Origin of the sequence: Streptomyces sp. NPDC085481, from assembly GCF_044541845.1 — a bacterium.
In the GTDB taxonomy this organism is placed as follows: Bacteria; Actinomycetota; Actinomycetes; order Streptomycetales; family Streptomycetaceae; genus Streptomyces.
On record NZ_JBITTJ010000010.1, the window covers coordinates 176,058 to 188,729 of the forward strand.

At 69.5% G+C, this 12,672-nt stretch carries 11 protein-coding genes and 1 riboswitch; of the genes, 7 read left to right on the forward strand and 4 right to left on the reverse strand.

Going from position 1 to position 12,672, the window contains the following annotated elements; all coding sequences use genetic code 11:
* Positions 1-6: 6 nt before the first annotated feature.
* From ACIGEZ_RS21955 to gcvT, 4 genes are all read right to left on the reverse strand, one after another.
* Positions 7-1,377 (reverse strand): L-serine ammonia-lyase, encoded by a 1,371-nt coding sequence (locus tag ACIGEZ_RS21955; protein WP_399833541.1) that lies wholly within the window; start codon positions 1,375-1,377, stop codon positions 7-9.
* A gap of 157 nt (positions 1,378-1,534) precedes the next feature.
* A complete protein-coding gene (gene glyA, locus ACIGEZ_RS21960; protein WP_399833543.1) occupies positions 1,535-2,794 on the reverse strand; it encodes a serine hydroxymethyltransferase in 1,260 nt (419 codons plus the stop codon).
* A gap of 24 nt (positions 2,795-2,818) precedes the next feature.
* Entirely contained in the window at positions 2,819-3,196 is a 378-nt protein-coding gene (gcvH, locus tag ACIGEZ_RS21965) for a glycine cleavage system protein GcvH (RefSeq protein ID WP_399833545.1), read from the reverse strand.
* Positions 3,197-3,273: 77 nt separating this feature from the next.
* Positions 3,274-4,398 carry a glycine cleavage system aminomethyltransferase GcvT gene (gene gcvT / locus ACIGEZ_RS21970; RefSeq protein ID WP_399833548.1) on the reverse strand — a complete coding sequence of 375 codons (1,125 nt, stop codon included), beginning with the start codon at positions 4,396-4,398 and terminating at the stop codon, positions 3,274-3,276.
* Between the two features lie 163 nt (positions 4,399-4,561).
* Positions 4,562-4,660, reverse strand: a riboswitch (glycine riboswitch).
* Between the two features lie 151 nt (positions 4,661-4,811).
* On the opposite strand from gcvT, the gene ACIGEZ_RS21975 reads away from it, so the two are divergent.
* The 7 genes from ACIGEZ_RS21975 (at position 4,812) to ACIGEZ_RS22005 (ending at position 12,664) form a co-directional block, all read left to right on the forward strand.
* Positions 4,812-5,486 (forward strand): AAA family ATPase, encoded by a 675-nt coding sequence (locus ACIGEZ_RS21975; protein ID WP_399833550.1) that lies wholly within the window; start codon positions 4,812-4,814, stop codon positions 5,484-5,486.
* 89 nt (positions 5,487-5,575) lie between these two features.
* Positions 5,576-6,313, forward strand: a complete 738-nt coding sequence (locus tag ACIGEZ_RS21980) for an enhanced serine sensitivity protein SseB (RefSeq protein WP_399833552.1) — start codon at positions 5,576-5,578, stop codon at positions 6,311-6,313.
* A 119-nt stretch (positions 6,314-6,432) separates the two neighbouring features.
* A complete protein-coding gene (locus ACIGEZ_RS21985) occupies positions 6,433-7,224 on the forward strand; it encodes an enhanced serine sensitivity protein SseB C-terminal domain-containing protein (protein ID WP_399833554.1) in 792 nt (263 codons plus the stop codon).
* A 313-nt stretch (positions 7,225-7,537) separates the two neighbouring features.
* Entirely contained in the window at positions 7,538-8,539 is a 1,002-nt protein-coding gene (locus ACIGEZ_RS21990) for an ABC transporter permease (RefSeq protein WP_399833556.1), read from the forward strand.
* A 109-nt stretch (positions 8,540-8,648) separates the two neighbouring features.
* The gene (locus ACIGEZ_RS21995) at positions 8,649-10,418 is read left to right on the forward strand and encodes an ABC transporter substrate-binding protein (RefSeq protein ID WP_399833558.1); all 1,770 of its coding nucleotides are present in this window, start codon (positions 8,649-8,651) and stop codon (positions 10,416-10,418) included.
* Positions 10,419-10,562: 144 nt separating this feature from the next.
* Positions 10,563-11,561, forward strand: a complete 999-nt coding sequence (locus tag ACIGEZ_RS22000) for an ABC transporter permease (RefSeq protein ID WP_399833560.1) — start codon at positions 10,563-10,565, stop codon at positions 11,559-11,561.
* A complete protein-coding gene (locus tag ACIGEZ_RS22005) occupies positions 11,558-12,664 on the forward strand; it encodes an ABC transporter ATP-binding protein (protein WP_399833562.1) in 1,107 nt (368 codons plus the stop codon). The genes ACIGEZ_RS22000 and ACIGEZ_RS22005 overlap by 4 nt, the downstream gene beginning before the upstream one ends.
* The last annotated feature ends 8 nt before the right edge of the window (positions 12,665-12,672 follow it).

Consider the following 12,672-nt stretch of genomic DNA (forward strand, 5'->3'; position numbering starts at 1 on the left):
CGCCGATCAGCACTCGATGATGTTCACCGCGAGGCCGCCCCGCGCCGTCTCCTTGTACTTCACGCTCATGTCCGCGCCGGTCTCCTTCATGGTCTTGATGACCTTGTCCAGGGAGACCATGTGGCTGCCGTCGCCGCGCAGCGCCATGCGGGCGGCCGTGACGGCCTTGACCGCCGCCATGCCGTTGCGCTCGATGCACGGGATCTGGACCAGGCCGCCGACCGGGTCGCAGGTCAGGCCCAGGTTGTGCTCCATGCCGATCTCGGCCGCGTTCTCGACCTGCTCGGGGGAGCCGCCCATGACCTCGGCGAGCGCGCCGGCCGCCATGGAGCAGGCGGAGCCGACCTCGCCCTGGCAGCCGACCTCGGCGCCGGAGATCGAGGCGTTCTCCTTGAACAGCATGCCGATGGCGCCGGCCGCGAGCAGGAAGCGGACCACGCCGTCCTCGTCGGCACCCGGCACGAAGTTCATGTAGTAGTGCAGGACCGCGGGGATGATGCCGGCGGCGCCGTTCGTCGGGGCGGTGACCACGCGGCCGCCCGCCGCGTTCTCCTCGTTCACGGCCATCGCGTAGAGGGTGATCCACTCCATCGCGAGCGCGGCCGCGTCGCCCTCGGAGCGCAGCTTGCGGGCCGAGGTGGCGGCGCGGCGGCGGACCTTCAGGCCGCCCGGCAGGATGCCCTCGCGGGACATGCCGCGCGAGACGCAGGCCTGCATGACCCGCCAGATCTCCAGGAGGCCCTCGCGGATCTCCTCCTCGGTGCGCCAGGCCTTCTCGTTCTCCAGCATCAGCGAGGAGATCGACAGGCCGGTCTCCTTGGTGAGCCGCAGCAGCTCGTCACCGGTGCGGAAGGGGTGCTTGAGGACGGTGTCCTCGGGGACGATCGGGTTCTCGCCCTCGACCGCGTCCTCGTCGACGACGAAGCCGCCGCCTACCGAGTAGTACGTCTTCTCCAGGACCAGGGCGCCCTCGGCGTCGTACGCGAAGACGGTCATGCCGTTCGCGTGGTACGGCAGCGCCTTGCGGCGGTGCAGGATCAGGTCGTCGTCGAAGGAGAACGGGATCTCGTGCATCCCGAGCAGGTTGATCCGGCCGCCGGCCTTGATCCGCTCGAACTCGTCGTCGGCGGTCTCCACGTTCACCGTGCGCGGCGAGTTGCCCTCCAGGCCGAGCAGGACCGCCTTCGGGGTGCCGTGGCCGTGGCCGGTGGCGCCGAGCGAGCCGTACAGCTCCGCCCGTATCGAGGCGGTGTGGGCCAGCAGGCCCTCGTTCTTCAGCCGGCGGGCGAACATGCGCGCCGCGCGCATGGGCCCCACCGTGTGGGAGCTCGACGGGCCGATGCCGATCGAGAACAGATCGAAGACCGAGATGGCCACGGAGGACTCCTTGTGGGGGGCTAGACGCCGTTGTCTGCCGGGTGGTGCAGAACGAGCAGGAAGAGCGGGAAAGGGGTGGGGCACCGCGCTCACTGTCCAGTGTGCGCGGTGCCCCGGAGCAATCGTACGAACGAAACTGGAACTAAAGCGTACGAAATTACTTCAGGCCGGGGTACAGCGGGTGCTTCTCGGCAAGAGCGGTCACCCGGGCCTTCAGCCCCTCGGCGTCGAAGCCGGGCTTCAGGGTCTCGGCGATGACGTCGGCCACCTCACGGAAGTCCTCGTCGCCGAAACCGCGGGTCGCGAGCGCCGGCGTGCCGATGCGCAGACCCGAGGTGACCATCGGCGGACGCGGGTCGTTCGGGATCGCGTTCCGGTTGACCGTGATGCCGACCTCGTGGAGACGGTCCTCGGCCTGCTGGCCGTCCAGCTCGCTGTTGCGCAGGTCGACCAGGACCAGGTGCACGTCCGTGCCGCCGGACAGGACGGAGACGCCGTGCTGCGTGACGTCGTCCTGCGTGAGGCGCTCGGCCAGGATGCGGGCGCCGTCCAGGGTGCGCTGCTGGCGCTCCTTGAACTCCTCCGAGGCCGCGACCTTGAAGGAGACGGCCTTGGCCGCGATCACGTGCTCCAGCGGGCCGCCCTGGAAGCCGGGGAAGACAGAGGAGTTCAGCTTCTTCGCGAAGTCCTTCTTCGCCAGGATGATGCCGCCGCGCGGGCCGCCGAGCGTCTTGTGCGTGGTGGAGGTCACCACGTCCGCGTACGGGACCGGGTTCGGGTGCAGACCCGCGGCGACGAGGCCGGCGAAGTGGGCCATGTCGACCCACAGGTAGGCCTCGACCTCGTCCGCGATCCGGCGGAACTCGGCGAAGTCCAGCTGGCGCGGGTAGGCGGACCAGCCTGCGATGATCACCTTGGGGCGGTGCTCCTTGGCGAGGCGCTCGACCTCGGCCATGTCGACCAGACCGGCCTCGTCGACGTGGTACGCGACCACGTTGAACTGCTTGCCGGAGAAGTTCAGGCGCATGCCGTGGGTGAGGTGGCCGCCGTGGGCCAGGTCCAGGCCGAGGATCGTGTCGCCGGGCTGGGCGATCGCGAAGAGCGCGGCCTGGTTGGCGGAGGCGCCGGAGTGCGGCTGGACGTTGGCGTACTCGGCGCCGAACAGGTCCTTGACCCGGTCGATCGCGATCTGCTCGGCCACGTCGACGTGCTCACAGCCACCGTAGTAGCGGCGGCCCGGGTAGCCCTCGGCGTACTTGTTGGTGAGGACCGAGCCCTGGGCCTCCATGACCGCGACCGGAGCGAAGTTCTCCGAGGCGATCATCTCGAGGGTGGACTGCTGGCGGCGGAGCTCGGCGTCGACGGCGGCGGCGACGTCCGGGTCAAGCTCGTGGAGAGGGGTGTTCAGAAGCGACATGAATCGATCCCTAGGGGGTCTCGGTTAGCCGGCGGTGAAGGCGGTGTACTCGTCGGCGCTGAGCAGGTCGTCCGGCTCGCCGGTGATGCGCACCTTGAACAGCCAGCCGCCCTCGAACGGGGCGGTGTTCACGAGCGCCGGGTCGTCGACGACGTTCTGGTTGGCCTCGACGACCTCACCGGTCACCGGGGCGTACAGGTCGCTGACGGACTTGGTCGACTCCAGCTCGCCACAGGACTCGCCCGCGGTCACGGTGTCGCCGACCTCGGGGAGCTGGACGTACACGATGTCACCGAGCGCGTTCGCCGCGTGCTCCGTGATGCCGATCGTGGCGACGCCGTCCTCGACGGCCGACAGCCACTCGTGCTCCTTGCTGTAGCGCAGCTGCTGGGGGTTGCTCATGACCTGATTCTCCTGTACCGGGGGAGTGCTGATGAACGTGGGTCTTGCGGGGTGAGACGAGTCCTGAGACGAGTACGTCACTTCTGGCGCTTGTAGAACGGCAGCGCCACGACCTCGTACGCCTCGTGGGCGCCTCGGATGTCGACGCCGACGCCCTCGGTGCCGGGCTCCGCGTGCGCGGCGTCGACGTACGCCATGGCGATCGGCTTGCCCAGGGTCGGGGACGGGGCGCCGGAGGTGACCTCGCCGACGACCACGCCGTCCACGACGACGGACATCCCGGCGCGCGGCACCCGGCGGCCCTCGGCGATCAGGCCGACCAGCTTGCGCGGCGGGGCGGTCTCGGCGCGCTCGGCGGCCTTCTCCAGCGCCTCGCGGCCGACGAAGCGGCCCTCGTTCGTGGTCTTCTCGAACTTGACGACCCGGCCGAGGCCCGCGTCGAAGGGGGTCAGGGCGGTGGTCAGCTCGTGGCCGTACAACGGCATGCCCGCCTCCAGGCGGAGAGTGTCGCGGCAGGACAGACCGCAGGGGATCAGGCCGACGCCCGCGCCCGCCTCGGTCAGTGCCTGCCACACGCCCTCGGCGTGCTCCGGCTTCAGGAACAGCTCGAAGCCGTCCTCGCCGGTGTAGCCGGTACGGGCGATCAGCGCGGGCACGCCGGCGACGGTGCCGGGCAGGCCGGCGTAGTACTTCAGGCCGTCCAGGTCGGCGTCGGTGAGCGACTTCAGGATGCCGGGGGACTCGGGGCCCTGCACGGCGAGCAGCGCGTAGGCGTCGCGGTCGTCGCGGACCTCGGCGTCGAAGCCCTCCGAGCGTGCCACGAGGGCGTCCAGGACGATCTGTGCGTTGGAGGCGTTGGCGACGACCATGTACTCGGTCTCGCCGAGGCGGTAGACGATCAGGTCGTCGAGGATGCCGCCGTCCTCCTGGCAGATCATCGTGTAGCGGGCGCGGCCGTTGCCCACGGTGGAGATGTTGCCGACCAGCGCGTAGTCGAGGAGCTCCACGGCCTGCGGGCCGGTGACGGTGATCTCGCCCATGTGGGAGAGGTCGAAGAGCCCGGCCTTGGTGCGTACGGCGGTGTGCTCGTCGCGCTCGCTGCCGTAGCGCAGCGGCATGTCCCAGCCGGCGAAGTCGGTCATGGTCGCGCCCAGCGAACGATGCAGCGCATCGAGGGCGGTCAGACGGGGGGCGTTGCTCATGGGGTGGCTCCCGGGTCCCAGGGCGGCGTGCAGGGCACGACGTGACATGACGGTGAGGACGATCCTCCCCATCTGTCATGGAACCTGAGAGGTTCACCGAGGGCATCCTCGGCTTGCACCTTGGGTGGGGCCGCGACAGGTGCGGCCCGCTTTTCAGATCTGCCTCATCCACGCGGTACGGGGCCTGAGAGATTCAAGGGAGGGACTTGCTCCTTCGGCGTCCGGGGCACAAGGTGTCCCGGAACTCTCCCGCGCGGATTCGAGCGGCCGGTATGCGGTTGTGTGCCCGGCGTGCGGGCTGGCGGGCACATCATTGCACGGCGGTTCGGCGCGGCAAATCGCTTGCGTGTCATTACCCTTTCTTTACACTTCGTGGGCAAGGGTCTCCGCAAGGCCCGACAGGGGGAGAAGCGATGACGATCCGGCGCACCGGCGCAGTCGCCACGAGTACGGGCATACCCGTCCAGCGCGCGGCGGCGCGGGCCCGCGCCCGGACCCGCCGCCGCGGGCGGCTGCTGCGCGATCTGCGCGAGCGCGGCGGCCGCGGCCCCCGCGCCCTCGCCTACGCCGTCGGGGACGTCGTGGTGGTCTCCGGGCTGCCGGGCAGCGGCAAGTCCACCCTGATGGCCCGCACGGCCGAGGGCCGCGCCATCGACTCGCAGCACACCCGCGAGCGCTGGGAGGCCCGGCTGCCCCGCTTCCTGCCGTACGCCGTCTACCGCCCGCTCGCCCGGCTCGCGCACTACGCGGGGCTGCGCCGCGCCCTGCGCTCCGGGGCCAGCGTCGTCGTGCACGACTGCGGCACCCAGTCCTGGGTCCGCGGCTGGCTCGCCCGCGAGGCGAGGCGCCGAGGCAGCGCCCTGCACCTGATCCTGCTCGACGTCGATCCCGAGACCGCCCGCGAGGGCCAGCGGACCCGCGGCCGCGGCGTCTCCGGCTACGCCTTCGCCCGGCACCGCCGCGCCGTCGGCCGACTCCTCCGCTACGCCGACGACGGGCAGCTGCCGCCCGGGTGCGCCTCGGTCACCCTGCTCGACCGGAACGCCGCCGACGCGCTGCGGAAGATCGGATTCCGGGACGTGTCCTGAAGCACTCCCCGTCCTTTTCGGTCACAGCGGTGCCGGAGCGCCGTTAAGGTGCTGACCGCACCGTGTGCCGGAAGGGGAAGACAGGAACCGTGGACGTGACGTGGCCGGGCAATGAGCTCGAAGAAGTGCTGGCCGCCTCGCTCGGCAACCCCGCGGCCGGCGGCAGGCTGGTCGAGGTCCTCGGCCGCAGCGACGTCTGGGTGCCCCTGCCCAACGGCGGCACCCCCGACAGCCGCGACCTGGACCTGCCCACGATGGAGATAGACGGCTACGCCTTCGTGCCCGTCTTCAGCTCCGAGCAGCAGTTCCTCGCCTGCGTCGGCGGCCACATGTCCTTCACCGTCGCCCCCGCCCGCGACTTCGCCCGCGGCCTGCCCCCGCAGCTCGGCATCGCCGTGAACCCCGGCGGCACCGTCGGCGTGCCCCTGCCGCCGCCCGCCGTCGCCGAGCTCTGCAGGACCGGACGCAGCCCCCTCGACGGGCCCGCCAGCGGCGGCCGCGTCCGGCTCTTCGAGCCCGACTGGCAGGACGACCCGGTCGACTTCCTCGCCGCCGCCTCCGCCGAGTTCGAGGCCTCCGGCGTGGTCGCCACCGCCCGCCGCGCCCTCGCCAGCGTCGAGGGCACCGAACCCGCCCTCTTCGTCGGCGTCCAGCTGCTCACCCCCGACGCCGACCTCGGTGCCCCGCTCGACGCCCTCGGCCGCGCGCTCGGCCGGGTCGAGGTCGCCTGGCCGGTCAACCTCATCCTGCTCGACATCGCCCAGGACCCGGTCGGCGACTGGATGCTGGAGAAGGTGCGCCCCTTCTTCCAGCGCGCCGCCGTGTGACGGCCACGCTGTTTAAGCTGAACTGATGCGGCTGACCTGATTCAGCCGGACCACGACACGATCCACACACAAGCCGAACCGATCCAGAGCACGGACGTACACAGAGGGGCGGGACCCAGGTGAGCGCGTCAGGCACCGCTGCGGCCGGAAAGGTCGAGCACATGCTGCGCCAGGTGGCACCCGGACGCCACGACACCTACGAGCAGCTGCTGCACGCGCTCGCCGACTCCGACGTCTGGATGCTGCTCTGGCAGGGCGCCGCCGGATCCCCCGACGCCCAGTACGGGAACATGGAGGTCGACGGCTTCGGCTACGCGCCGTGCGTCACCTCCGCCCAGGAGCTCGCCGCCTCCGGCTGGAACCGCGCCCACGAGGTCGTCACCGGCCTGGAGATCGCCCGCGCCCTCTACCCCGACCGCTGGGGCATCTGGCTCAATCCGCACGCCCCCGGCGGCGGCGTCGGCATCCCCTGGGCCGACCTGCGCCGCATCGCCACCGGCCTCGACCGGATGCCCGCCGGACCCCTGCGGCTCTCGGAGCCCGCCGTGGAGATCCCGCAGTTCTACGCCCTGCTCACGCAGAACGCCCACCGCACCCCGGCCGTCCGCTCGCTGCGCCGCGCCTGGGTGCAGCCCGCGCTGGGCTCCCCGTACCTCGCCATCGGTCTCGACCTCTACGACTCCTCGCCGGCCTCCGTCGACTCCGTACGGGCGATGATGAGCCAGTCCGTCGGCGCCGTCCCCGAGGGCCTGCCGGTCTCCACGGTCGCCATGTCCGACACGTACGACCCGGTCGCGATGTGGCTGAACGCCCACGCCCGCCCGTTCTACGACCGGGACGCCCACGCTGCCCCCGCGGCCCCGCACACCCCCGGCTACGGCTACCCTCCGGCCGCGCCCCGCACGTACTGAATAGTCCGTTCCGTCGCCCCAATTCCCGCCCGCGAGAGTACGGTTGGGGCAGATGTCCGATCTGGTCGAATAGCGGTCGAGATGGTCCGCTCAGACGATCACGACGTCCGGATAACGGAAGACAACGCACCGCATCACGTTTGAGCAAACATTCCCCTTGAGGTCTGGCGGGTGATCGCGGACACATTGAAGACTCCCCGGAACACCAGGCGTTCGGCTCTCCAGAGCCGGTGCCCAGCAGTTGTTCCACCGTGCCGCTACCCGCGGCGGGCAAGGGCCGGCGACCCGGCGGCCGAGAGGGGTCCTCACCACGATGACGGCACCACTGCACGAGACGAGCGCGGCCGAGCAGGCCACCGCCGTCGACGCCGTGCCCGACGCGCCGGCCAAGGCGATCGAGGGACGATCCCCCTGGAAGATCGCCTGGACCAGGCTCAAGCGGGACAAACTCGCCCTCGCGGGCGCCTTCGTGGTCATCTTCCTGATCGTGGTGGCGATCCTCGCCCCGGTCATCGTCGGCCTCCTCGGCCACCCGCCGGACGAGTTCCACGAGGACCAGATCGACCCCCTCTTCGGCACCCCGATCGGCTCCTGGGGCGGCATCAACTCCGACTTCCTGCTGGGTGTCGAGCCGGTCAACGGCCGCGACGTCTTCAGCCGCATCGTCTACGGTGCCCGGATCTCGCTGCTGGTGGCCTTCCTCGCCGCCGTCTTCGCGGTCGTGCTCGGCACCGTCCTCGGCGTCATCGCCGGCTTCTTCGGCGGCTGGATCGACGCGGCGCTCAGCCGGGTCATGGACGTGATGCTGGCCTTCCCGCAGCTGCTCTTCACCATCGCCCTGGTCTCCGTGCTGCCGAACGAACTCCTCGGCCTCGACGGTTCGGGCGTCCGCATCGCCGCGCTGGTCCTCGTGATCGGCTTCTTCGGCTGGCCGTACATCGGACGCATCGTCCGCGCCCAGACCCTCTCCCTGCGCAACCGCGAGTACGTCGAGGCCGCCCAGAGCCTGGGGGCCGGCCGCTTCTACATCCTGCGCCGCGAGCTGCTGCCCAACCTGGTCGCCCCGATCACGGTCTACGCGACCCTCATGATCCCCACCAACATCCTCACCGAAGCGGCGCTCAGCTTCCTCGGTGCGGGGGTCAAGCCGCCCACCGCTTCCTGGGGGCAGATGCTGTCGACGGCCATCACCACCTACGAATCGGACCCCCTGTTCATGGTGATTCCCGGCCTCGCGATCTTCATCACCGTTCTGGCGTTCAACCTCTTCGGCGACGGCGTGCGCGACGCGTTCGACCCGAAGAGCTCCCGCTGATCCGTACGCCGTTAACCGCAAGACCAGCCCCTGCCGCTGTCGACAGGAGGCACATCCCCCAACGGCGGACCACCGTAACGGCCGCCACTACTTCGGAGGTTGCTCGACCATGACTCTGAACAGCTCCCAGAGGCGCAGAATCGCCGCGGGCGCGCTGCTCGCGGCCGCCACGATGGTCGTCACCACGGCCTGTGGCGGTAGCAACGGCGACAGTGGCGGCAAGGGCAAGGGGGGCGCGGCCGGCTTCAACGCCGCCGTGAACAAGATCGCCAACCCCTCCGACAAGAAGGGCGGCGAGCTGAAGTTCATCGGCTCGCAGGAGGCCGACAACTGGGACCCGCAGCGCGGCTACTACGGCTTCGTGTGGGACTTCGCGCGCTACTACACGCGTCAGCTGGTCTCCTTCAAGGCCGCCCCGGGCGCCGAGTCCACCGAGCTGGTCGGCGACCTCGCCACCGACAGCGGCAAGGTCTCGCCCGACGGCCTGACCTACACCTTCACGCTGAAGGACGGGGTGACCTGGGAGGACGGCAAGCCGATCACCTCCAAGGACATCAAGTACGGCATCGAGCGCATCTGGGCCCAGGACGTCATCTCCGGCGGCCCGATCTACCTCCAGCAGGTCCTGGACCCGAAGAAGGAGTACCCGGGCCCGTACAAGGACACCGCCGCGGACAAGCTCGGCCTCAAGGCGATCGAGACCCCGGACGACAAGACCATCATCTTCAAGCTGCCGGTCGCCAACGGTGACTTCCTGCAGATGCTGGCCATGCCCGCCGCCTCCCCGGTCCGCCAGGACATGGACACCAAGGCCAAGTACGGCCTGAAGCCGTTCTCCTCCGGCCCGTACAAGTGGCAGTCCTACCAGCCGAACAAGTCGATCAAGCTCGTCCGCAACGACAAGTGGGACGCGAAGACCGACACCATCCGCAAGGCCCTGCCGGACAAGATCAGCGTCACGTTCACCACGAACGCCGACGACATGGACAACCGTCTGATCGAGGGCGAGTACGACCTCGACATCAACGCGACGGGCGTCGGCGCCTCCGCGCGCGCCAAGGTGCTCCAGCAGCACAAGGAGAACGCGGACAACCCGCAGACCGGCTTCATCCGCTACGCGGTCTTCCCGCAGACGGTGATCCCGAACGTCGAGTGCCGCAAGGCGATCATCTACGCGGCCGACTCCAAGTCCCTCCAGACCGCCCGCGGCGGCCCGCAGGCCGGTGGCGACATCGCCTCCAACATGCTGCCGCCGGCGATCAAGGGTGCCGACCCGAAGGCCGACCCGTACGGCAAGCTCGGGGGCGCCCCGGACCTGGCCAAGGCCAGGGAGGCGCTGAAGAAGTGCGGTAAGCCGAACGGCTTCAAGACCACGATCGCGGTCCGCAACAACAAGAAGATCGAGATCGCCACCGCCGAGTCGCTGCAGCAGTCGCTGAAGGCCGTCGGCATCGACGCCCAGATCGACCAGTTCGACGGCGCCCAGACCTCCGGCATCATCGGTTCGCCGAAGGTGGTCAAGGAGAAGGGCTACGGCATCATCATCATGGGCTGGGGCGCCGACTTCCCGACCGGCCAGGGCTTCCTGCAGCCGCTCGTCGACGGTCGCTTCATCCTGCAGAGCGGCAACAACAACTTCTCCGAGCTGAACGACCCGGCCGTCAACGGCCTGTTCGACCAGGCGCTGAAGGAGACCGACCCGACCAAGGCCGGCGAGCTGTACAAGCAGATCAACACGAAGGTCTCGGAGGCCGCGGTCTACCTGCCCTTCACCCACGAGAAGAACATCATCTGGCGTAGCTCGCGCCTGACCAACGTCTACACGGCCGACGCCTACAACGGCCGTTACGACTACGCGTCGCTCGGCGTCGTCAAGTAACCCGGCGTCACGTCAGCCGAGTCTCCCGTCTCCGTCAACTCGCTCCAACGGCGCACCCGCCGCTAGGTCCGAAGGGCAGGTGATGGCCGTGCGCGGCGGCCGGGGAACCCGATCGGGTTCCCCGGCCGCCGACCGGCCGACCGCATGCTTGCATACATAGTCCGACGGCTCTTCGCCGTCGTCGTGATGCTGCTCGTCGTCACCCTGGTGACGCTCAGCATCTTCTTCCTCATCCCCAAGATGACCGGCAGTGACCCTGCCGCGATGTTCGTCGGCAAGCAGGCGGATCCGGCTTCCATCGAGGGCATCCGGCAGAAGCTGGGCCTGGACGAGCCGCTCCTGGTGCAGTTCTGGCACTTCGTCTCCGGCATCTTCGTCGGCCGCGACTACACCGGCGGCGGCGAGACCATCCACTGCGCGATGCCGTGCTTCGGCTACTCGTTCCGCACCGAGCAGGACGTCTCGTCCATGCTGGTCGACGCCTTCCCGGTCACCCTGTCCATGGTCATCGGCGCCGCCGTGCTGTGGCTGCTCCTGGGCGTCTCCACCGGTGTCGTCTCCGCGCTCAAGCGGGGCACGATGGTCGACCGCGTGGCGATGATCACCGCGCTCGCCGGTGTCTCGCTCCCCATCTTCTTCACCGCCATGCTGGCGATGCTCGTCTTCCGCACCCAGCTGGGCTGGCTCGACGCGTCGTACGTACCGATCGGCGAGTCCTTCGGCGGCTGGTTCGGCGGCCTGCTGCTGCCCTGGGTGACCCTCGCCTTCCTGTACGCGGCGATGTACGCGCGGCTCACCCGCGCCACCATGCTGGAGGTCCTCAACGAGGACTACATCCGTACCGCACGGGCCAAGGGCCTGCCGGAGCCGGTCGTGCTCGGCAAGCACGCCATGCGCTCCACCATGACCCCGATCCTGACCATCTTCGGCATGGACCTCGGCGCCCTCGTCGGCGGCGCGATCCTGACCGAGACCGCGTTCAACCTGCACGGCCTCGGCGGGCTGGCCATCAAGGGAGTGAGCGAGCGCGATCTGCCGATCATCCTGGCCGTCACGCTCATCACCGCCGCCTGTGTCGTCGTCGCGAACCTCGTGGTGGACCTTCTCTACGCAGTGATCGACCCCCGAGTGAGGCTGGCATGACCGACAAGCTCGTGAAGACCGGCGCCGCCCTGGGCGAGCCGGTCGCGTCCGGGAAGCAGGCGCCGTCCGACGCCTTCCTCGACGTACGCGACCTGAAGATCCACTTCCCGACCGACGACGGTGTGGTGAAGTCGGTCGACGGCCTCAGCTTCCAGCTGGAGAAGGGCAAGACCCTCGGCATCGTGGGCGAGTCCGGCTCCGGCAAGTCGGTCACCTCGCTCGGCATCATGGGTCTGCACACCGTCGGCCAGTACGGCCGGCAGAAGGCGCGGATCTCCGGCGAGATCTGGCTCAACGGGCAGGAGCTGCTCTCCGCCGACGCGGACACCGTGCGCAAGCTGCGCGGCCGCGAGATGGCGATGATCTTCCAGGACCCGCTGTCCGCGATGCACCCGTACTACACGGTCGGCCACCAGATCGTGGAGGCCTACCGGGTCCACCACGACGTCGACAAGAAGACCGCCCGCAAGCGGGCCGTCGAACTCCTCGACCGGGTGGGCATCCCCGAGCCTGCCAAGCGCTTCCAGAGCTACCCGCACGAGTTCTCCGGCGGTATGCGCCAGCGCGCGATGATCGCGATGGCGCTGGTCAACAACCCCGAACTGCTCATCGCGGACGAGCCGACCACCGCGCTCGACGTGACCGTCCAGGCGCAGATCCTCGACCTCATGCGCGACCTGCAGAAGGAGTTCGGCTCCGCGGTCATCATCATCACCCACGACCTGGGCGTGGTGGCCGAGATCGCCGACGACATCCTCGTGATGTACGGCGGCCGGTGCGTGGAGCGCGGCTCGGCCGAGGACGTCTTCTACGAGCCCAAGCACCCCTACACCTGGGGCCTGCTCGGCTCCATGCCGCGCATCGACCGCGAGCAGACCGAACGGCTCATCCCGGTGAAGGGCAACCCGCCCAGCCTCATCAACGTCCCCAGCGGCTGCGCCTTCAACCCGCGCTGCCCCTACGCGGACGTGCCCAAGGACGGCATCACCCGGACCGTACGCCCCGAGCTGACGGAGACCGGCAGCCGCCACTTCTCGGCCTGCCACATGTCGCAGGAGGAGCGGAACCGGATCTGGACCGAAGAGATTGCGCCGAAGCTGTGAGCGACACT